Annotated in this window: 22 protein-coding genes; 11 read left to right on the top strand and 11 right to left on the bottom strand. The window is 69.7% G+C overall.

Annotation, left to right across the window (positions count from 1 at the left end; all coding sequences use genetic code 11):
* The 3 genes from ACJ8AN_RS28085 to ACJ8AN_RS28095 form a co-directional block, all read left to right on the top strand.
* A partial coding sequence (locus tag ACJ8AN_RS28085) for a hypothetical protein (RefSeq protein WP_407758572.1) occupies positions 1 to 243 on the top strand: 243 nt, incomplete at its 5' end.
* Positions 215 to 643 (top strand): hypothetical protein, encoded by a 429-nt coding sequence (locus ACJ8AN_RS28090; RefSeq protein ID WP_407758573.1) that lies wholly within the window; start codon positions 215 to 217, stop codon positions 641 to 643. The genes ACJ8AN_RS28085 and ACJ8AN_RS28090, both read left to right, overlap by 29 nt.
* A 142-nt stretch (positions 644 to 785) precedes the next feature.
* Positions 786 to 1,778 carry a catalase gene (locus ACJ8AN_RS28095; RefSeq protein WP_407758574.1) on the top strand — a complete coding sequence of 331 codons (993 nt, stop codon included), beginning with the start codon at positions 786 to 788 and terminating at the stop codon, positions 1,776 to 1,778.
* Positions 1,779 to 1,781: 3 nt separating this feature from the next.
* Here the strand turns inward: ACJ8AN_RS28095 and ureG are convergent, their stop codons facing one another.
* The 5 genes from ureG to ACJ8AN_RS28120 all read right to left on the bottom strand — a co-directional run bounded on the left by ureG (position 1,782) and on the right by ACJ8AN_RS28120 (position 6,587).
* Complete coding sequence (gene ureG, locus ACJ8AN_RS28100) at positions 1,782 to 2,510, bottom strand: urease accessory protein UreG (protein WP_407758575.1); 729 nt, start codon at positions 2,508 to 2,510, stop codon at positions 1,782 to 1,784.
* 9 nt (positions 2,511 to 2,519) lie between these two features.
* Positions 2,520 to 3,182: an urease accessory protein UreF gene (locus tag ACJ8AN_RS28105; RefSeq protein ID WP_407758576.1), complete on the bottom strand. Its 663-nt coding sequence runs from the start codon at positions 3,180 to 3,182 to the stop codon at positions 2,520 to 2,522.
* A 9-nt stretch (positions 3,183 to 3,191) separates the two neighbouring features.
* Positions 3,192 to 4,907, bottom strand: a complete 1,716-nt coding sequence (gene ureC, locus ACJ8AN_RS28110) for an urease subunit alpha (protein WP_407758577.1) — start codon at positions 4,905 to 4,907, stop codon at positions 3,192 to 3,194.
* Entirely contained in the window at positions 4,904 to 5,668 is a 765-nt protein-coding gene (gene ureA / locus ACJ8AN_RS28115; RefSeq protein WP_407758578.1) for an urease subunit gamma, read from the bottom strand. Before ureA ends, ureC begins: the two co-directional genes overlap by 4 nt.
* Positions 5,669 to 5,735: 67 nt before the next feature.
* A complete protein-coding gene (locus tag ACJ8AN_RS28120; RefSeq protein ID WP_407758579.1) occupies positions 5,736 to 6,587 on the bottom strand; it encodes an urease accessory protein UreD in 852 nt (283 codons plus the stop codon).
* Positions 6,588 to 6,653: 66 nt separating this feature from the next.
* Here ACJ8AN_RS28120 and ACJ8AN_RS28125 point away from each other — a divergent pair, with 66 nt between their 5' ends.
* The 8 genes from ACJ8AN_RS28125 (at position 6,654) to ACJ8AN_RS28160 (ending at position 14,323) form a co-directional block, all read left to right on the top strand.
* Complete coding sequence (locus ACJ8AN_RS28125; RefSeq protein ID WP_407758580.1) at positions 6,654 to 8,300, top strand: FGGY-family carbohydrate kinase; 1,647 nt, start codon at positions 6,654 to 6,656, stop codon at positions 8,298 to 8,300.
* 17 nt (positions 8,301 to 8,317) lie between these two features.
* Positions 8,318 to 9,844 (top strand): aminotransferase class V-fold PLP-dependent enzyme, encoded by a 1,527-nt coding sequence (locus ACJ8AN_RS28130; RefSeq protein ID WP_407758581.1) that lies wholly within the window; start codon positions 8,318 to 8,320, stop codon positions 9,842 to 9,844.
* A 134-nt stretch (positions 9,845 to 9,978) separates the two neighbouring features.
* Entirely contained in the window at positions 9,979 to 10,332 is a 354-nt protein-coding gene (locus tag ACJ8AN_RS28135; protein WP_407758582.1) for a response regulator transcription factor, read from the top strand.
* A gap of 98 nt (positions 10,333 to 10,430) precedes the next feature.
* The gene (locus tag ACJ8AN_RS28140) at positions 10,431 to 11,057 is read left to right on the top strand and encodes a DUF47 domain-containing protein (RefSeq protein ID WP_407758583.1); all 627 of its coding nucleotides are present in this window, start codon (positions 10,431 to 10,433) and stop codon (positions 11,055 to 11,057) included.
* Complete coding sequence (locus ACJ8AN_RS28145; RefSeq protein WP_407758584.1) at positions 11,057 to 12,082, top strand: anion permease; 1,026 nt, start codon at positions 11,057 to 11,059, stop codon at positions 12,080 to 12,082. Before ACJ8AN_RS28140 ends, ACJ8AN_RS28145 begins: the two co-directional genes overlap by 1 nt.
* Before the next feature lie 98 nt (positions 12,083 to 12,180).
* On the top strand, positions 12,181 to 12,774 hold the full coding sequence (locus tag ACJ8AN_RS28150) for an MXAN_6521/LA_1396 family lipoprotein (protein WP_407758585.1): 594 nt from the start codon (positions 12,181 to 12,183) through the stop codon (positions 12,772 to 12,774).
* Positions 12,775 to 12,780: 6 nt separating this feature from the next.
* Positions 12,781 to 13,317: an MgtC/SapB family protein gene (locus ACJ8AN_RS28155; protein WP_407758586.1), complete on the top strand. Its 537-nt coding sequence runs from the start codon at positions 12,781 to 12,783 to the stop codon at positions 13,315 to 13,317.
* Between the two features lie 58 nt (positions 13,318 to 13,375).
* Positions 13,376 to 14,323 carry a threonine/serine dehydratase gene (locus ACJ8AN_RS28160; protein ID WP_407758587.1) on the top strand — a complete coding sequence of 316 codons (948 nt, stop codon included), beginning with the start codon at positions 13,376 to 13,378 and terminating at the stop codon, positions 14,321 to 14,323.
* A gap of 45 nt (positions 14,324 to 14,368) precedes the next feature.
* Here ACJ8AN_RS28160 and ptsP read toward each other — a convergent pair whose 3' ends face one another.
* The 6 genes from ptsP to ACJ8AN_RS28190 are packed head-to-tail and all read right to left on the bottom strand — an operon-like array spanning position 14,369 to position 18,927.
* Positions 14,369 to 16,132 (bottom strand): phosphoenolpyruvate--protein phosphotransferase, encoded by a 1,764-nt coding sequence (ptsP, locus tag ACJ8AN_RS28165; RefSeq protein WP_407758588.1) that lies wholly within the window; start codon positions 16,130 to 16,132, stop codon positions 14,369 to 14,371.
* A 41-nt stretch (positions 16,133 to 16,173) separates the two neighbouring features.
* Positions 16,174 to 16,452, bottom strand: coding sequence for an HPr family phosphocarrier protein (locus tag ACJ8AN_RS28170; RefSeq protein ID WP_407758589.1), 279 nt, complete (start codon positions 16,450 to 16,452; stop codon positions 16,174 to 16,176).
* Positions 16,453 to 16,476: 24 nt separating this feature from the next.
* On the bottom strand, positions 16,477 to 17,244 hold the full coding sequence (locus tag ACJ8AN_RS28175; protein ID WP_407758590.1) for a PTS system mannose/fructose/sorbose family transporter subunit IID: 768 nt from the start codon (positions 17,242 to 17,244) through the stop codon (positions 16,477 to 16,479).
* The gene (locus tag ACJ8AN_RS28180) at positions 17,241 to 17,957 is read right to left on the bottom strand and encodes a PTS sugar transporter subunit IIC (protein WP_407758591.1); all 717 of its coding nucleotides are present in this window, start codon (positions 17,955 to 17,957) and stop codon (positions 17,241 to 17,243) included. The genes ACJ8AN_RS28175 and ACJ8AN_RS28180 overlap by 4 nt, the downstream gene beginning before the upstream one ends.
* A 4-nt stretch (positions 17,958 to 17,961) precedes the next feature.
* On the bottom strand, positions 17,962 to 18,447 hold the full coding sequence (locus ACJ8AN_RS28185) for a PTS system mannose/fructose/N-acetylgalactosamine-transporter subunit IIB (RefSeq protein WP_407758592.1): 486 nt from the start codon (positions 18,445 to 18,447) through the stop codon (positions 17,962 to 17,964).
* A gap of 33 nt (positions 18,448 to 18,480) precedes the next feature.
* Entirely contained in the window at positions 18,481 to 18,927 is a 447-nt protein-coding gene (locus ACJ8AN_RS28190) for a PTS sugar transporter subunit IIA (protein WP_407758593.1), read from the bottom strand.
* Between the last annotated feature and the right edge of the window lie 111 nt (positions 18,928 to 19,038).

Below are 19,038 nucleotides of genomic sequence, written 5' to 3' on the forward strand. Positions count from 1 at the left end.
CGCCCTGTCGAGGGTTGGCTCGGGTTCGCTCTAGCGGAGTACTGGGTTGAACAAGCACGTGAGTCTGTCGCTCTGTTCGCCTCTATGCCCGACATGGACGTGCCCAATGAGTTCGTTCCGCTTCACATGCGGTTCGACATGAAGCTTCTCAGCGAGCAAACCAAAGTGGTGCGCGAGGCCTACGAACGATTCAACGCCGACGCGGAGCGCTCGGGTGAACCGGTATACCCCTCCGCGTCCTAAGCCTCAGCTCATAGTGCGCGGTAAGGCCCTAGTCGAGATCAACGGCAAGGAGCGGCCAGCGATCATCGTACGCATCTTCAAAGATGAGGAGCGCGCTCTGGTCGTCTGTGGGACTGGCACTCCACGCACTGAGTACGTGGCAATCGAAGTGCGTGAGAACTCGGCAGCAGGAAAGGCCCTGAGGCTCGATAAACCAACTTGGTTCTACGCAACCGCACTCAGGAGCGTGAAACTCAGTCACCTTAAGGCGATTGAGGGAATCTGCTTGCCAGAACTCTTCTTGCAGGTGCGTTTACTCGTCGAAGGTGCACTTGCCGCGCTTCCAAGCGGCGAGTTGACGAAGGATCTCTCCTCCGACGCTGTGCCCACCACCAAGACACAAGACAACACGACCTCCTGATATACGAACACATTTAGGGCGCGGCGTGCTGCATCCGCTCTCGAAGGAGCGCTCGGACAAGTCCGAGGCCCATTGAAGCCGCTGAATCGGAAGTAAGCTGCGCCGGATGAACATCTCCGGCGCAACCGATTGGAAGGAAACCGTGGCCCCCGATGAGACGGAGCGCTTCGAGCGCTACGCCTCCGAGCTACGGGCCCTGCAGAAGAAGAACGCGCGAGGGGGCCCTCCCTCGCGCGCCCTGCACGCCAAGGGACACGTCGGAGCCCAGGGTGAGCTCCTCGTCCCCGCCGGCCTGCCCGAGCCGCTCCGCGTCGCCTTCTTCGCCGAGCCGCGCTCCTGGCCCGTCTACGTGCGCTTCTCCAACGGCTCGGGCCGCCACCAGCACGACCGCACTCCGGACGTGCGCGGCATGGCCCTGAAGCTCGTGGGCGTCCCGGGCCGCAAGCTCATCCCCGGCCTCGAGGACAAGCGCACCCAGGACTTCCTCTTCATCCACACCCCTTCCACGCCCTTCCGCGACCCCGACGAGTTCGTCTCCTTCGTGCGCGCCAACACCACGGGGCCCGCGCTGCTGTTGCCGCGCCTCCTCGGGACCTTCGGGCCCGGCCGCACCCTGCGGCTGCTCAAGCGTCTGGCCTCGATGCCCAAGCCCACGTCCCTGGCCACCGGGCCCTTCTACACGGCGCTGCCCCTGCGCTTGGGCGCCACGGCGGCGAAGCTCGCGCTCGTTCCCGTGGGTCCCTCGGGTGCGGTGACGGGGAGCGCGAGCTCGCTGCGTGAGGACCTTGTCGCGCGCCTGCGCTCCGGCCCCCTCTCGTGGAGCCTCCGCGCCCAGCTCTTCGTGGACGAGCGCACCACCCCCATCGAGGACGCCTCGGTGCTCTGGCCCGAGGACCGCGCGCCCTTCCACGAGCTCGCCCGGCTCGTGCTGCCCCAGCAGGACCTCACGTCGGCGAGCGGCGTGAAGCTGGAGGAGCAGGTGGAGCGGATGTCGTTCGACCCGTGGCACGCGGTGGAGGAGCTGCGCCCGCTCGGCGCGATGATGCGGGCGCGGGCGATTGCCTACCGCGAGAGTGTCCTCGAGCGGCAGGCCGCCCCCGAGCCCGAGGACGTGGTGAAGCTCGCCGCCGGGTAGCCGTCAGGCCGAGCCGGTGGCCTTGCGCCACGCGCCGAGCAGGTGCTCAACGACAGCCTGCAGGCCCACGCCCTTCGTCACCTGGGTGAAGACGAAGGGCCCCTCGCCGCGCATCTTCTTCGCGTCGCGCTCCATCACCGACAGGTCCGCGCCCACGTGCGGCGCCAGGTCCGTCTTGTTGATGATGAGCAGGTCCGACTGGGTGATGCCGGGGCCACCCTTGCGCGGCACCTTGTCCCCGCCCGCCACGTCGATGACGTACACGGTGTAGTCCGCCAGCTCGCGGCTGTACTGCGCCGCCAGGTTGTCGCCGCCGCTCTCCACGATGAGCAGCTCGGGCTTGAGCTCCTCCATCAGCTCCTCGAGCGCCAGCAGGTTGTGGCTGATGTCCTCGCGGATGGCCGCGTGCGGGCAGCCGCCCGTCTCCACCGCCTTGATGCGCTCGGGCGAGAGCGCCTTGTTGCGCACGAGGAACTCGGCATCCTCCTTGGTGAAGATGTCGTTGGTCACCACGCCCAGCCGGTAGTTGTCCCGGAGCGCCCGGCACAGCGCGAGCACCAGCGCCGTCTTCCCGCTGCCCACCGGACCGCCGATGCCGATGGTGAACGAGCGGTCGGAGAAGTCGCGCCGCTTGGGCTCCTCGCGCTCGTGGTAGTGCCCCGGGTGGTCCCAGTCCTCGTGCGTGTGGTCGTGGTCGTCGTCGTGGCCATGGCCACGGTGGTCGTCGTGCATGGTGTCACCTCAGGAGAGAAAGAGCCGCGAGTAGAGCCGGTCGTGGGTGGAGCCCAGCAGGTCCATCAGGGGCGAGGTCTGCGCCAGCGACTCCACGCCCAGCCCGGCGCAGGCCTCGAGCACCGCGTCCAGCAGCGGCGCGCACTGGTGCTGCAACTGGTGGGATTCGTGCGTGCCCACAATCCCCATCCGCACCGCCGCGGACAGCGCGCCCCGCAGGGTGAGGGACAGGTGGAGCTGCTGCGCGTCGGACAGCGCCACGTCCAGCGCGCGCAGCACCGCCCCGAAGAGCGGCGCGTGGTGGTAGCGCAGCCCCGCCGCCCGGGCGGACTGGCGCAGAGGCCCCACGGGCCCGGGGAAGATGCGCGCGCACGTGTCCAGGAAGGCCCGCCCCTGCGTGCGGCTCGCCCGGTTGGCCACGTGGTTGGTGAGGAATGCCTCGGCCCGCGCGTCCAGCGTCTCCAGCGAGCCGGGCTCGCGCCAGGCCTCGCTCAGCAGCGGCAGCGCCCCGTGCCCCGCCTGCCAGAGCAGCTCGCGCACGAAGCGCTCGAGGCCCTCGAGGCCGCGCACCTCGCCCTGCTGGACGGCCGCCTCCAGCCCCCCCGAGTGCGCGAAGCCCCCGGTGGGGAAGCCCGAGTCGGCCAGTTGCAGCACCCTCCACGGGTAGCCCATGGCCGTCCCTCAGAACAGCGAGTAGCGCTGCGCCAGCGGCAGGCGGACGGCGGGCTCGCACACGAGCAGCTCGCCATCCGCGCGCACCTCGTACGTCTCCGGGTCCACCGTCAGTCTGGGCAGCGCGTCGTTGAGCTTCATGTCGCGCTTGCCGAGCCCCCGGCACCGCCGCACCGCGGACAGTTGCTTCGTCAGTCCGAGCGACCGCACCATGCCATCCGCCAGCGCGCGTCCCGAGACGAAGGCGATGCTCGTGGCCCCCAGCGCCCGCCCGCGCGCGCCGAACTGCGGCCGCATGTAATAGGGCTGCGGCGTGGGAATGGACGCGCCCGGGTCTCCCATCTGCGCCCAGGCGATGAAGCCGCCCTTCACCACCAGCTCCGGACGCAGCCCGAAGAAGGCCGGCCGCCACAGCACCAGGTCCGCCAGCTTCCCCACCTCCACCGAGCCCACCTCGTGCGAGAGGCCGTGGGCGATGGCCGGGTTGATGGTGTACTTGGCCACGTAGCGGCGGATGCGCTGGTTGTCGTTGTCGCCGCGCTCCTCGCGCAGCCGCCCGCGCTGCTCGCGCAGCTTGTGTGCCGTCTGCCACGTGCGGGTGATGACCTCGCCCACCCGGCCCATCGCCTGGCTGTCCGACGAAATCATGCTGATGGCGCCCAGGTCGTGCAGCACGTCCTCGGCGGCGATGGTGCTCCCGCGGATGCGGCTCTCGGCGAAGGCCACGTCCTCGGGAATCTCGCGGTCCAGGTGGTGACACACCATGAGCATGTCCAGGTGCTCATCCAGCGTGTTCACCGTGTACGGCCGCGTGGGGTTCGTCGAGCTGGGCAGCACGTTGGGCTCGCCGCACACGCGGATGATGTCCGGAGCGTGCCCGCCTCCCGCGCCCTCCGAGTGGTACGTGTGGATGGTGCGGCCCTTGAACGCGGCAATCGAGTCATCCACGAAGCCCGACTCGTTGAGCGTGTCCGTGTGGATGGTGATTTGAACGTCCTCGCCCTCGGCCACGGAGAGACACGTGTCGATGGCGGCCGGCGTGGTGCCCCAGTCCTCGTGCAGCTTCAGGCCGATGGCTCCGGCCGCTATCTGCTCCAGCAGGCCCTCGGGGCGCGAGCTGTTGCCCTTGCCGGTGAGGCCGATGTTGAGCGGCAGCGAGTCCGTGGCCTCCAACATGCGCCGCAGGTTCCACGCGCCGGGCGTGCAGGTGGTGGCGTTGGTGCCCGTGGCCGGCCCCGTGCCGCCGCCCACCCAGGTGGTGATGCCGCTGGCGATGGCCTCGTCCGCCTGCTGCGGGCAGATGAAGTGGATGTGCGAGTCGATGCCGCCCGCCGTGACGATGAGCCCCTCGCCCGCGATGGCCTCGGTGGTGACGCCCACCACCATGCCCGGCGTCACTCCCGCCATCACGTCCGGGTTGCCCGCCTTGCCGATGCCCGCGATGCGCCCGCCCTTGATGCCGATGTCCGCCTTGTAGATGCCCGTCCAGTCGACGATGAGCGCGTTGGTGATGACGCAGTCGAGCGCCTCGGCGTCGGTCGCTCCCGACTTCTGGCCCATGCCGTCGCGCAGCACCTTGCCGCCGCCGAACTTGCACTCGTCGCCGTAGACGGTGAAGTCCTTCTCCACCTGCGCCAACAGCCCCGTGTCCCCGAGCCGCACCCGGTCCCCCGTGGTGGGGCCGAACATGTCCGCGTAGTGACGGCGATCCATCTTCCGGCTCATGCGCCCTCCTCGTGACCGAAGCCCTGGCGGGACACCTCGGCCAGGGCTCGCTCCTGGTTCTCGGGCGTCACCGGCCCCGAGCCCAGCGCGTTCCCGCCCCGCACCACGCGCTCGCCCGCGATGGACACCAGCGACACCGTCTTCTTCTCCCCGGGCTCGAAGCGCACCGCCGTGCCCGCGGGGATGTCGAGCCGCCGCCCGTACGCCTTCGCCCGGTCGAACACGAGCGCGCGGTTCGTCTCGAAGAAGGGGTAGTGGCTGCCCACCTGCACGGGACGGTCTCCCCGGTTGGTCACCTCCACGGTGACGGCGTCGCGGCCCTCGTTGAGCACCAGCTCGCCCGGCTGCACGAGCACCTCACCCGGCCGCACCTCGTCGTGAGGCGCCCGCGTGAAGCGCTCCAGCGGCGGCACGGGAAGGAAGCTGCCGTAGAGCGCCAGCGACAGGTCCCCGTGCTCGGCCTCGATGGGGTGGTGCACCGTCACCAGCTTCGAGCCGTCCGGGAAGGTGCCCTCCACCTGCACCTCGGCCACCATCTCCGGCACGCCCTCCATCACCTGCGAGCGCCCGAGCAGCTTGCGCCCCAGGTCCATCAGCTCGGCCACGCCGCGGCCGTCACGGATGAGTTCCAGGAGCTGGGTGGCGATGAGGGCCACCGCCTCGGGGTAGTTGAGCCGGACTCCTCGCGCCAGGCGCTTCTGGGCGAGGAAGCCCGCGCCGTGCAGCATCAGCTTGTCGATTTCCCGCGGCGACAGGTGCATGCGTCCCTCCGGGTGCGAGGGGAGCACCCTAGCGCCACGCGTCATCCCCCGCCAGGAATGTCAGACGTCACGCGCGGCGCACCCAGGGGTCATCCCCGAGCAGCGAGGGCACGAAGGACAGCCACTCGCGAGCGGTGCGCAGCAGGGCCTCGGCGGAGGAAGCCGCGGCCCGGAGCACCAGGCCATCGGCCCCGAGGGGACTGGCGGAGCAGACGAGTCCGGCGCGCGGGGTGACGGGCAGGGCGCCGATGCGTGCCGCGAGCGCCTCGCGGGCGGAGTCCAGGGCGGGCCCCACGAGGAGCACGGTGCCGAGCGCATCGAAGCGGCCCAGGCGCTCGGGGAGCGAGCCGTGGGCGGGGTCGAGCAACCAGCGCTCGTCGATGAGGGCCCGGCCCTCGCGGTGGACACGGAGCGTGGAGGCGTAATGCGTGAAGGCCCAACGTTCGCCATTGGCACTACGGCCGGCGGTGACGAGGTCCATGAGGACGAGCGAGGCGCCCGGGGCGAGCTGGACGTCCTGGCGCTGCACGTACCGGGCGCCGGTGAAGCACATGGTCGGGTCCGGCGCGAGCACGAGCAGCGCGCCCTCGGCCACGCGGGCGGACAGCTCACTGCGACAGCCACGAGGCGAGCGGTAGACGCGGGTGGAGCCCTGGCTCGACAGGAGTGCGGAGGCGCCCGGGGCCACCTCGAGGTCCACGGTGAGGTGGTCGCCGTCCACCAGTCCCCCTCCGAGCGAGCTGGTGTAGACCCAGGCGGCGTGCCCGTGGTTGCGAGGCGTGAGCAGCCGCAGCGGGCTGTGCGCGAGCGCCGTGCGCACCACGGTGCGAGTGCCCACGCGCTCGAAGGCGAGCCGTGCGTCTCCCGCTCGGCCGCTCCGGCGCGTTCCGGGTGAAGGAGTGGGCTCGCTCTGAATCATGGGAGCGCAAGATGCCATGCAAAGCTTTCCAATAGGAAACGCTCAGGGGCGCGCGCGGCTGGCCCCATGACGGCTCCGGCTCGTTACATTACCGGGGTGCCCACCCCCGCGAACGCATCCATCCTCGCCATCGACCTCGGGACCTCGGCCGTCAAGCTGGCGGTCATCACCACCCGGGGGAAGATTCTCGGCAAAGATGTCGAGCCGATCCCGCTCGATCTACTGCCCGACGGCGGCGCCGAGCAGGACCCCGAGTCCTGGTGGGCCGCCATCATCCGCGGCACCCGCCGCATGCTCGAGCAGGGCACCGTCTCCGCCGACGACATCATCGGCGTCAACGTCAGCTCGCAGTGGTCCGGCACCGTCGCCGTCGACGAGCGCGGCAAGCCCCTGCGCCCCGCCATCATCTGGATGGACTCGCGCGGCGCGCCCCATGTCCGGCGCGTGGCCCATGGCTTCATGCCCATCGAGGGCTACGGCGCCGCCCGCCTGCTCACCTGGGTGCGGCTGACCGGCGGCGCGCCCAGCCTCTCGGGGAAGGACCCGCTCGGCCACATCCTCTACCTCCAGAGCGAGCACCCCGACGTCTACCGCGCCACCCACAAGTTCCTCGAGCCCAAGGACTGGCTCAACCTGCGTCTGAGCGGCCGCCTCGCGTCCTCCTATGACTCCATCACCCTGCACTGGGTGACGGACAACCGGAACCTCCAGCGCATCAACTACGACGAGCGCCTCCTCCAGATGACGGGCCTGCCTCGCGAGAAGCTGCCCGACCTGGTGCCCGCCGCCACCGTGCTCGGCCCCCTGCAGCCCGAGGCCGCCCGGGCGCTCGGCCTGAGCGAGAAGGTGCAAGTGGTCACCGGCGCGCCGGACATCCTCGCGGCCGCCGTGGGCTCGGGCGCGGTGCGCGACCACGAGACGCACCTGTGCATCGGCACGTCCTCCTGGATCAGCTGCCACGTGCCCTACAAGAAGACGGACGTGCTCCACCAGATGGGTACCCTGCCCTCGGCGCTGCCCGGCCGCTACCTGCTCACCAACGAGCAGGAGTCCGCCGGCATCTGTCTGTCCTTCCTCAAGGACAACATCCTCTTCGGCCACGAGGAGCTCGCCCGCGACGGCAATCCCCACGATGACCACGGCCAGGCGTCCGCGGACCTCTACAAGGTGCTCGAGAAGGAGGCCGAGCGCGTCCCCGCCGGGAGCGACCGGCTCATCTTCATGCCCTGGCTCAACGGCGAGCGCAGCCCCGTGGACGACCAGCGGCTGCGCGGCGGCTTCTTCAACCAATCCCTCAAGACGACGCGCGGGCACATGGTGCGCGCCGTGCTCGAGGGCGTGGCCTACAACTCGCGCTGGCTCTTCACCTACGTGGAGAAGTTCGTCAACCGCAAGCTGGAGCCCATCCGCATCATCGGCGGAGGGGCGCGCTCGAAGCTGTGGTGTCAGATCATCGCGGACGTGCTGGACCGGCGCATCCAACAGGTGGACGAGCCCGTGCTCGCCAACGCGCGCGGCGCGGCGTTCCAGGCGGCGGTGGCGCTCGGGCACCTCACCGTGGACGAGATTCCCTCGCTCGTCCCCATCGCGAACACCTTCGAGCCCAACCCGAAGAACCGCGTGCTCTACGACGAGCTCTTCCGCGAGTTCGTCAACCTCTACAAGAACAACAAGGCCATCTTCGCGCGGCTCAACCGGGCCCGGAGCGCCTGAGAAACGGAAAGCACACCATGGACCTGCCCGAGCTCGGAGCGAGCCTCCTCAACCGCGTCCCGTCCCGGCTGCTGTCGACGGCGGAGCGCTACCTCAAGAAAGTCCCCCTGCTGCGCGACCGGCTCGAGAAGGAGACGGGCTCGATGCTGGCCGAGCTGGAGGGAGACCTGAAGCCCTACCGCGGCAAGCTGCCCACCTACGACAAGCTCCCGGCCAAGGGGCTCTCGCCCGAGGAGGTGCTGCGCGAGATGGGCCAGATGGAGGAGAAGGAGCAGTCGCGCTGGAAGGAGGGCTTCGTGTCGGGCGCCGTGTACCACGGGGACCCCGGGCACATCGACTTCCTCAACCGCGTGTACGCGCTCAACTCGCAGAGCAACCCGCTGCACGCGGACCTCTGGCCGAGCGCCACCAAGTTCGAGGCCGAGGTGGTGGCCATGACGGCGGACATGCTCGGGGCTGCCGAGGCCAACGTGGGCCGCGCGCCGGAGGAGCACATCTGCGGCTCCATGTCCTCGGGCGGTACCGAGAGCATCATGCTCGCGATGAAGACGTACCGGGATTGGGCGCGCGAGACGAAGGGCATCACCCATCCCGAGATGGTGGCGCCCTCCACCGCGCACCCCGCCTTCGACAAGGCCGCGCACTACTTCGGCATCAAGATGGTGCACGTGCCGGTGGGCGAGGACTTCCGCGCCGACGTGAAGGCCACACGCAAGGCCATCAACCGCAACACCATCGTGCTCATCGGCTCGGCGCCGTCGTTCCCGCACGGGACCATCGACCCCATCGAGGAGCTGTCGGAGCTGGCGCGCAAGCGGGGCATCGGCTTCCACACCGATGGGTGCCTCGGCGGCTTCGTGCTGCCCTGGGCGCGCAAGCTCGGCTACCCCGTGCCGGCCTTCGACTTCCGGCTGCCCGGTGTCACCTCCATGTCCGCGGACACGCACAAGTTCGGCTACGCGGCCAAGGGCTCCTCCGTGGTGCTCTACCGCGGCACCGCGCTGCGCTCGCACCAGTACTTCACCGCCACCGAGTGGCCCGGTGGCATCTACTTCTCGCCCACCTTCGCGGGCAGCCGGGCCGGCGCGCTCATCGCGGAGGCGTGGGCCTCGCTCGTGGCCACGGGTGAGGAGGGCTACCTGGACGCCACCCGGCGCATCCTTGAGACGGCGGACATCATCAAGCGAGGCATCCGCGCCACCCCCGGCCTGCACGTGCTCGGCGAGCCGCTCTTCGTCATCGCCTTCGGCTCGACGGACGTGGACATCTACAAGGTCATGGAGCAGATGAGCGCGAAGGGCTGGAGCCTCAATGGCCTGCACAAGCCCGCGGCGGTGCACCTGTGCGTCACCCAGCGGCACACGCAGCCTGGAGTGGCCGAGCGCTTCCTCGAGGACCTGAAGGCCTCCGTCGAGCACGTGCGCGCCAACCCGGGCGAGAAGGGCACCATGGCGCCCGTCTACGGCATGGCCGGCACGGTCCCCTTCCGCGGGCTGATCAGCGATCTGCTCAAGAAGTACATGGACCTGCTCTACAAGGTCTGAGGGGGCTCTCGTGCGACGGCCAGTGGGTGTTCGAATCGCGCGGTGAGTGGATTACCTGAGCGGCGCGGCGGCTCGGTGTCAGCTTGTCACGAAAGTGTCACAAGCTGGCGCGGCCGGTGCCCTACAGTCCGCGCATGCCGCACATCCTGATCGTCGACGACGAGCCGGATCTCGCGGGGCTGCTGGCGTACAACCTCGGAAGGGCCGGCTTCACCACGACGCAGGTCCACACCGGCCAGGAAGCCCTGGCGCGAGTGCGTGAGGCGCCGCCGGACCTCGTCCTGTTGGACCTGATGCTGCCCGACATGGACGGCGCCGAGTTGTACCGCCTGCTCCGGGCGGACCCCGCCACGAGCCATCTGCGCGTCCTGGTCCTCTCGGCCCGTCCGGACGCCTCCTCCCGGGTGAGCGGGGTGGAGGTCCTCCTCAAGCCCTTCAAGGTGCAGCAGGTGGTGGAGCGGGTGAAGGCGCTGCTGCAGTCCCCCTGAGTGTCCCGGCCCATGTTTCCTGCTGGAACTTATTCACAGGTGTTGTACTCACGCACCGGTAACGGACGGGTCACACCCGGTCCAGGAGAAGAAGCGCGATGCTCGAGAAGCTGATGCCCAAGTCGGACGAGTTCTTCGACGACTTCGATGCCCAGTGCGCCGTCACCGTGGAGGGCGCGCGCATGCTGCACGCCCTGCTCAGTGACTACCGGGACGTGGCCGCCCGGGTGCAGGCCCTCAAGGACGTGGAGCACAAGGGCGACGAGGTGACGCATACCGCCTTCAACCGGCTGCACAAGCAGTTCATCACCCCGTTCGACCGGACGCAGATCCACTCGCTGCTCTCGCGCATCGACGACGTGCTGGACCTGACCAACGCGGCGGCGGCCCGGCTGCACTACTACGAAATCGAGTCGAGCCTCCCGGATGCCACCGAGCTGGCTCGGCTGCTGGTGCTGAGCGCGGAGAAGGTGCGCGAGGTGGTGGCGAACCTGCGGACCATCAAGAAGCCGGAGCAGATTCTCGCGGGCTGCAAGGACATCAAGCGCCTGGAGACGCAGGCGGACGAGGCGCTGCGCTCGGGGCTGGGCAAGCTCTTCAAGAGTGGCGCGGATCCGCTCACGGTCATCAAGTGGAAGGAGATCTACGACTTCATCGAGACGGCCACGGACAAGTGCAACGACGTGGCCAACGTGATTGAAGGCGTGGTCCTGGAGCACTCCTGATGCTGCTCGCCGCTGTCATCCTCATCGTCGCGGTCGCGCTCGTCTTCGACTTCATCAACGGCTTCCACGACGCGGCCAACTCCATCGCCACCGTGGTGGGCACGCGAGTGCTGTCGCCCAACCTGGCGGTGGCGTGGGCGGCCTTCTTCAACTTCATCGCGGCGTTCGGCGGTGGGGTGAAGGTGGCCAACACCATGGGCAAGGGCATCATCAACTTCGAGATGCTGCGCGCCCAGGGCCCCGAGGCCGTGCTGCTGGTCATCTTCTCGGCGCTCATGGGCGCCATCGCCTGGAACCTGCTGACGTGGTGGTGGGGCCTGCCCTCCTCGTCCTCGCACGCGCTGGCGGGGGGCATGATTGGAGCGACGCTGCCGATGCTCGGGGTCGCCGGACTGGAGAGCGCGGGCATCCTGAAGATCGCCGCCTTCATCGTGATCTCCCCTGTCATTGGCATGGTGCTCGGCACGCTGGTGATGCTGGCGAGCACGTGGGCGGTGCACAAGCAGACGCCGCTGAAGGTGGACACGTGGTTCCGGCGCCTGCAGCTGGTGTCGTCGGGCATCTTCTCCTACAGCCACGGCACCAACGACGCGCAGAAGGTGATGGGCATCATCGCGGTGGTGCTCTTCGGCACCATCTGGAGGGACCGCGAGTTCCACATCGACTGGTGGATGATCATCTCGTGCCACGCGGCGATCGGCCTGGGGACGTTCTTCGGGGGCTGGCGCATCGTGAAGACGATGGGACACAGCCTCACGAAGCTGGCGCCGATTGGTGGCTTCAGCGCGGAGACGGGCGGAGGCGTGACCATCATCGCGCTGGCGAAGCTGGGGATTCCCGTGTCCACCACGCACACCATCACGGGCGCCATCGTGGGCGTGGGCTCGACGAGGGGCTGGCGCGCGGTGAAGTGGGGCGTGGCCGGCCGCATCATCTGGGCCTGGGTGTTCACCATCCCCGCCGCCGCGCTGATGTCCGTGCTCGTCTACGGCCTGTCCCGGCTGGTGATGATGGCCGTGCGGTGAGCAGTGCCGTCGCGAGGGCGTGCGTTTCCACCCCTCGCGTAGTGTAGAAACGGGCGGCCCCTCCCGCGCCGGGAGCCGGGCCGGAGAGGAAAAGGACCATGAACCGACTCGCGCTCGTGCTGGGACTCGTGCTGCTCGCCGGCTGCACCACCGTGAAGAGCAGCCGCGTCCGCCCCGACTACGAGACCGTCGACAAGACCCAGGTCAAGCGGCTCGCGGTCGTCACCCAGCCCCTCCCCGACGGCAAGAAGGAGGTCGGCGAGCTGTGGAGCCTCGTCGCCCGCCGCTACGTCAACCAGAACCGCGACTTCATCGCCAAGGCCAACGTCGCCCTCGACGGCAACCCCGAGGATCCCGCCTTCAAGGGGCTGTGCGTCGAGAACCTCGAGGGCATCCTCTGGCTCTCCCCCGACGTGAAGCGCACTGGCAACGGCGTGGAGGCCTCCGTGAAGGCCCAGTTGCTGCGCTGCCGCGATGGCCAGGAGGTCTGGGCCGCCCAGGCCGCCGGGAGCTGGCCCTCCGAGGATGAGCGCTACAAGGAGCTCACCGCCCAGTACACCAGCGAGCTCGGCCCCGAGGTCTCCCCCTACGTCGCCCCCACCTTCCGCCTGCTGAGCGCCACGCTCGACACCCTGCCCCGCCCCCAGCTCAACGACGAGGAAGTCACCGAGAAGATCGAGCTGGGAGAGTAGGCGCGCATGATGGACGAGAGCACCGCCCTCCTCCGGCTCCTCATCGCCTTCGGGCTCGGGTTCGCGCTCGGCTTCGAGCGCGAGCTGCGCGGCCAGGACGCGGGCCTGCGCACCCATATCCTCGTCTGCCTCGGCTCCTGCCTCTTCACCCTGTGCAGCCTGCTCGTCGAGCAGCCGCTCGCGGCCGGCGTGGGCGTGCCCCAGGAGGTCCGCGCCGATGTCACCCGCATCGCCAGCCAGGTCGTGGTGGGCATCGGCTTCCTCGGCGGAGGCGCCATCCTGCGCCACGGCGCCTCCATCAAGGGCCTCACCACCGCCGCCAACCTCTGGCTCACCGCCTCCGTGGGGCTCGCCGTTGGCATCGGCTTTCCCAGGCTCGCCACCGCCGCGGCGGGGCTCGCCCTGGTGGCGCTCGTCGGCCTGCGCTTCGTCGAGCGCGCCATCCGCCGCTTCCGCAAGAGGCACGGGCTCGCCGCAGAGGAGAACCTGGCGACCCGGCCGGCCACGGAGGAGGGTGGGAAGATCGTGAAGCCGGAGGGGTAGACTCCGCGCGACCGCTGGGGCCGACCCAGGCCCGAGCCACACGCCCCCGAGGCCCATCGTGACCCTTCCCGTCTCGCGAGACGACATCCGCGCCGCCCACGAACGCATCCGCCCACACATCCGCCGCACGCCCGTCTGCTTCCTGCCGGACGGGGCCTTCGGGCATGACGGCCCGGTGAGCCTGAAGCTCGAGTTCCTCCAGCACGCGGGCTCGTTCAAACCGCGCGGCGCCTTCAACACGTTGCTCACGCAGCCGGTGCCCAAGGTGGGCGTGGCCGCCGCGTCGGGCGGCAATCACGGTGCGGCCGTGGCCTACGCGGCGAAGCAGCTGGGCATCCCCGCCCGCATCTTCGTGCCGGAGATCTCCAGCCCCGCGAAGGTCGAGGCCATCCGCCGCTTCGGCGCCGAGGTCGTCATCGGCGGCCAGCGCTATGCCGACGCGCTCGCCGCCTGCAACACGTACGTCGCCGGGACAGGCGCGCTCTCCATCCATGCGTATGACTCGCTTCCCACCATCCAGGGCCAGGGCACCGTCGCCCTCGAATGGGAGGAGGACGCGCAGGGGCTCGACACGGTGCTGGTGGCCGTTGGTGGCGGGGGGCTCATCTCCGGCATCGCGAGCGCGTGGGCGGGGCGGGGCATCAAGGTCATTGGCGTCGAGCCGGAGGGCTCTCGCGCGCTGCATGCCTCGCTCGAGGCGGGCCGTCCGGTGGATGTGACGGTCGAGTCGGTCGCGGCGGATTCGCTCGGGGCGCGCAACACGGGCGAGCTCGTCTTCTCCATCGCCCGGGCCGCGGTCGACCACGTGGCGCTGGTGAAGGACGCGGCGATCCGCGAAGCCCAGCGGACGCTCTGGCGAGACTGGCGCATCGCCTCCGAGCCCGGGGGCGCGACGGCCCTCGCCGCGCTGCTCTCCCAGGCCTACCGGCCCCAGAAGGGCGAGCGCGTCGGCGTACTCCTGTGCGGCGCCAATGTGGAGCTGAGCAAGCTCGCGGAGATCGTCTAGCCGAGGCCCCGGCCCTCTCTCCGAGGAAAGAGGGCCGGCGGGGGCTCACACCAAGTCGACCAGACGCTTGTCCATCTCCGCGCGGATGAAGCGCTCGATCTCCTCCGCCGTCGTCAGCTCCATCGCCTGCGTGAGCAACTGCTGCGCCTCCGCCCGGCTCGTCTGGCGGATGATGGTCTTCACCGTCGGAATCTGCCCCGCCGTCATCGACAGCTCGTCGAAGCCCAGCGCCAGCAGCACCAGCGCGTAGATGGCGTCTCCCGCCATCTCCCCGCACATGGCCACGGGAATCCCCGCGTCCTTCGCCGCCGTCACGATGTTCTTCAGCGAGCGCAACACCGACAGGTGCAGCGGCTTGTACAGGTACGCCACGTCCCGGTTCTGCCGGTCGATGGCCAGCGAGTACTGGATGAGGTCGTTCGTCCCCACCGAGAAGAAGTCCGCCTCCTGGGCCAGCCGGTCCGCGATGAGCGCCGCGCTCGGCGTCTCCACCATGATGCCCACCGGGAAGCGCTTGCCGAGCGGCATTCCCGCGCGCCCCAGCTCCGTGCGGCACGCCTCCAGCTCGCTCCGGGCCTCGCGCAGCTCGCTCATCCCGCAGATGAGCGGGAACATCAGCCGCATGTGCCCGTGCATGCTCGCGCGCAGCAGCGCCCTCAGCTGCACCCGGAAGAGCTCCCGGTTGGCCAGGCAGTAGCGGATGGCGCGCAACCCCATGGCCGGGTTGGGCTCCTTCTCGTGCTTGCCCTTGCCCGGCACCTTGTCACCGCCCAGGTCCAGCGTGCGGATGGTGACGGGCCGGTTGCCCATCGCCTCCAGCACCTGCCGGTACGCCCGGTACTGCTCCTCCTCGGTGGGCGGGCTCTGGCGGTCGAGGAACATGAACTCGGTGCGGTACAGGCCGATGCCCTCCGCCCCGTGTGCCAGCAGCGACTGAATCTCCTCCGGGAACTCGATGTTGCCCACCAGGCGCAGGCGGTACCCGTCCGAGCTCTGCGCCGGCAGGTCCTTGGCCTCCAGGGCCCGGGCCTCCAGCTCCTGGTGCCGGCGCATCGTCTCGTGGAAGAGCGCCAACTGGTCCTCCGTGGGGTTGACCAGGACGATGCCCCGCGTCCCGTCCATGGCCACCAGGTCCCCTGGCGAAATCTGCTCGCTGGCCCTCCCCGCGCCCACCACCGCCGGCGTCGAGCGGGCGCGCGCGACAATGGCCGTGTGGCTCGTCTGGCCGCCCAGGTCGGTGACGAAGCCCGCCACCCGCCCGCTGCGCGCCATCAGCGCCGCGTCCGCCGGCGACAGGTCGTGCGACACCACCACCGCGTGCTCCGGCAGCGTGACTTCCTCGTCCACCACCTGCCCCAGCAGGTTGCGCACCACCCGGTCCGCCACGTACTCCACGTCCGAGCGCCGCTCGCGGAAGTACTCGTCCGGGATGTTGTCGAACAGGTGCTTGAGCTTGCGCGCCACCCGCCGCACCGCCCACTCGGCGTTGATGCGGTCCTCGACGATGAGCCGGTTCACCTCGTCCACGAACATGGGGTCGTGGAGCATGAGCCGGTGGGCCTCGAGGATGAGGGCGTGCTCGGGGCCCTCGGTGCGCGAAATCTGCTCCTTCAATTCGGAGAGCTGGCGGTCGGACAGGTCCAACGCCGTCTTCATCCGCATGCGCTCGGGGTCGACCTCGGCCTCGGCCAGCCGCAGCTTGGGGGTACGCACCCGCTTGCGGTCCAGGATGAAGGCGTGGCCCACCGCCACGCCGGGAGAGGCGCCGATACCCTTGAGACTCAACGTGGGGGTGGCCTGGCTGCTCACGGTCCCTTCTTCGTCTGCGGCCGCTGGCCGCGCGCTTGGCTTCACTTCGACTCGCCAAACCGATTGGCGATGAGCTTCTGGATGTCCTGCAGACACGCCTGGGCGTCCTCGCCCTTGCACGTCACCGTCACCTGCATGCCCTGCGCCGCCGCCAGCATGAGCACGCCCATGATGGACTTGGCATTGGCTTTCTGGCCCTCGCACACGAGCGTCACCTCGCTCTTGTAGCGGTTGGCGACCTGGACCAGCTGCGCCGCCGCCCGGGCATGCAGCCCGAGCGCGTTGATGATCTCGAATGTCCCTTCGGCCACGCTCGACATTGCCAGTCCCTGTTCTCCCCTCTTCTACAAGAAGGCCCCCGCCGCACAGGCCAGTCCCGCGGCGAGATAGAGCACCACGTAGTTCGGAACCCGACGGGCGACCAGGAGGTAGGACACCACCCCCATGCCCAGACAACCCACGGACAGCAGGGGCGCGAAGCGGCCGCCCGCGGTGGCCCCGAAGGAAGCGGCCAGCCAGGCCGCCAGTCCGCCCGCGCACGCCGCCGCCACCGCCCGCAGCTTCGCTCCCCGGGTGGGGAGGTTGGCCCGCGCCACCGCCTCCACCAACCTGTCCCCCAACGACAGCCCCATCAAGTACAGCCGGGCCCGGAGCGTCAGGTGCACGAGGTTGTAGAGGAAGAGGAAGAGCACCGCGGCCCAGGCGGCCAGGAGGGGCACCAGGGCCGCGCACACCGCGCCGGTGGCCGGCTTGAGGGACAGCCAGAAGAAGCCATCGCCGAGCGCCGCCAGCGGGCCCATCAGGGCCGCCTTGAAGGCCACCACCCGGTCCGGCGGCTCCTCGCCCCGGGCAATGCGCTGCTCGTGGTAGAGGACGCCGCCCACGATGGCCGCGGCCACGTAGGGGTGGGTGTTGAAGAAGACGAGGTGCCGGCGCACCGCCGCCTCCAGCGCCTGGCGCTCCGGGTAGAGCTTCTCCAGCGCGGGGTAGAGGGCGTAGGCCAGCCCGAGGTTCTGCATGCCCTGGGGATTCCACGAGGCCTGCAGGAAGAGCGAGCGCAGGAAGACGCGCAGCAGCACTCCGCGGGTGAGGGGCGGGCCGTAGACGCTCACAGCCGCTCCCTCAGGGCGAGGAGCACCACGGCCACGATGACGGTCGCGGCGCCCAGGCACGCGTAGACGGGAGCGCGCCGGGCATGGCTGCCCCGCGCGGCGAGGGAGGCCGCCACCGAGGCCATGGCCGGGAAGGCCCACGCCAGGCCGCGCAGCAGCGGCAGGGGCATGCGCTCCAGCAGCGGCCCGAGGAAGAAGCCCACCAGCGCGCACGCGGCGGTGATGGAGCCGAAGAGGGCGAAGTGCGGCCACATGCCCCAGAGGTTCTGCTGCATGGCCCGGGTGAGCTGCCCCTTCTCGGCCGAGGCCAGCGCCTTCTTCGCCAGCCGCGCCGGGTAGCGCTCCAGGGCCCGGTCCACGAGCTGGCCCACGTACCCCAGGCCCACGAAGAGCAGCACCGCGAGCGACCAGAGGGCCGGCGTGGAGCCCGCGCCCGTGGCCGCCGCCATGGTGGCCGCCGCGGCCGAGGTGCCCGTGGCCGACAGCGTGTCGTTGTCCGGCAGCGAGGCACCGAGGTTGGCGGTGCCCAGGTGGAAGAGCTCCAGCAGCATGCCCACGAAGAGCCCCGAGGGCACGTCGTTGAGCAGCAGGCCCATGGCCGTGGCCGCCACCAGCGGCCGGGAGAACATGGCCTGGAGGAAGGCCTTGCGCTCCACCGCGACGAGGCCGCCCCAGACGCCGGCGAGAGCCACCTGGGTCCAGCCCACGTTCACAGGCTCAGCTCCCCTTTCCCCAGCGCTCTTGCAGCTCCGCCAGCTCCACCGGCTTCTCCGCCGGTACCGCGCGCGCTTCCACCCGCACCCCCTCGCCCGCCAGGCGCTGCAGCGACTGCATCTCCGCCTCGGCGAGGAAGACGGAGGGCGACACCTGCCGCCGGCCCGTCCCGAAGTGCACGTTGCCCAGGTTGAGGTGCTCCACCTTCAGCCCGTGCGCCTTGGCGAAAGGCACCCCCTCCACGTCCCGCAGCAGCACCAGCGTCTTCACGGCGTCCTTGGAGACGCCGGCGAAGTCCACCTGCGCGAGGGGGAAGATTTGAACCTCGATGGCGCTCTGCACCGCCAGGGCCATGGCGGCGCGCACCAGCGGGCTCGAGGCGGCCTCATCGTCGGCGACGACGACGCGGGAAACCTTGAGATGCGGCAGCCAGGCCTCGACGACCTGTCCATGGATGAGGCGGTTGTCGACGCGGACCAGGGTGATCACGGCAGTCTCGAATCGCCCACACTCAGGGGGCCGTCAAGTTCGCGGCACGGCCTGCTGACGCTGCTGGGCCTCGCGCAACAGGGCCGATGCACAGGTGATGTTGCGCTGACCATAGGACGCCAGCTGGCTGGCCATCTCCGCCAGCGGCATCTCCTCGGAGCGCAGCGAGTTGGCCTTCAGGAGCATGGGCAGGTTCACGCCCGCGAGCACCTCCAGCTTGCCCGACTGACAGCGCTCCGAACAGAGCATCAGCGACTCCTTGCAGGGAGTGCCACCAAAGAGGTCGGCCATGACGATGACCCCCTCGCCCTGATCCACGGCCGCCACGGCCTGCTTCATCTTCGCCCGGAGATCCTCGACGGAGGTTCCAGGCTCGATGTTGCAGGTGGCCACCGAGGGCAGCTTGCCCACGATCTGCTCAGCGGTCGCTACCAGCTCGTCCGCCAGACGTCCGTGCGATGCCACTACGAGGCCGACCATGTTCACCTCTCACCAGCCCCCCAGGGCTGCCTCCTACGCCTGAATGGTGCGATGCGCAACCCCCACCAAAAGTTTCCGCTGGCACCCAAGCTCGCTCCCTACCCTCGCCCA

This window comes from Archangium sp. (assembly GCF_045802675.1).
Lineage (GTDB): Bacteria > Myxococcota > Myxococcia > Myxococcales > Myxococcaceae > Archangium.

What these genes read in the sequence shown, in the direction of transcription:
- ACJ8AN_RS28120 (WP_407758579.1), bottom strand. Translation starts at nt 6,587, where the DNA reads ATGATTCAGAGCGAGCCCACTCCTTCACCCGGAACGCGCCGGAGCGGC.
- ureA (WP_407758578.1), bottom strand. Translation starts at nt 5,668, where the DNA reads ATGCACCTGTCGCCGCGGGAAATCGACAAGCTGATGCTGCACGGCGCG.
- ACJ8AN_RS28130 (WP_407758581.1), top strand. Translation starts at nt 8,318, where the DNA reads ATGGACCTGCCCGAGCTCGGAGCGAGCCTCCTCAACCGCGTCCCGTCC.
- ACJ8AN_RS28190 (WP_407758593.1), bottom strand. Translation starts at nt 18,927, where the DNA reads ATGGTCGGCCTCGTAGTGGCATCGCACGGACGTCTGGCGGACGAGCTG.
- ACJ8AN_RS28140 (WP_407758583.1), top strand. Translation starts at nt 10,431, where the DNA reads ATGCTCGAGAAGCTGATGCCCAAGTCGGACGAGTTCTTCGACGACTTC.
- ACJ8AN_RS28145 (WP_407758584.1), top strand. Translation starts at nt 11,057, where the DNA reads ATGCTGCTCGCCGCTGTCATCCTCATCGTCGCGGTCGCGCTCGTCTTC.
- ACJ8AN_RS28135 (WP_407758582.1), top strand. Translation starts at nt 9,979, where the DNA reads ATGCCGCACATCCTGATCGTCGACGACGAGCCGGATCTCGCGGGGCTG.
- ACJ8AN_RS28125 (WP_407758580.1), top strand. Translation starts at nt 6,654, where the DNA reads ATGACGGCTCCGGCTCGTTACATTACCGGGGTGCCCACCCCCGCGAAC.
- ACJ8AN_RS28155 (WP_407758586.1), top strand. Translation starts at nt 12,781, where the DNA reads ATGATGGACGAGAGCACCGCCCTCCTCCGGCTCCTCATCGCCTTCGGG.
- ACJ8AN_RS28105 (WP_407758576.1), bottom strand. Translation starts at nt 3,182, where the DNA reads ATGGGCTACCCGTGGAGGGTGCTGCAACTGGCCGACTCGGGCTTCCCC.
- ACJ8AN_RS28150 (WP_407758585.1), top strand. Translation starts at nt 12,181, where the DNA reads ATGAACCGACTCGCGCTCGTGCTGGGACTCGTGCTGCTCGCCGGCTGC.
- ureC (WP_407758577.1), bottom strand. Translation starts at nt 4,907, where the DNA reads ATGAGCCGGAAGATGGATCGCCGTCACTACGCGGACATGTTCGGCCCC.
- ureG (WP_407758575.1), bottom strand. Translation starts at nt 2,510, where the DNA reads ATGCACGACGACCACCGTGGCCATGGCCACGACGACGACCACGACCAC.
- ACJ8AN_RS28170 (WP_407758589.1), bottom strand. Translation starts at nt 16,452, where the DNA reads ATGTCGAGCGTGGCCGAAGGGACATTCGAGATCATCAACGCGCTCGGG.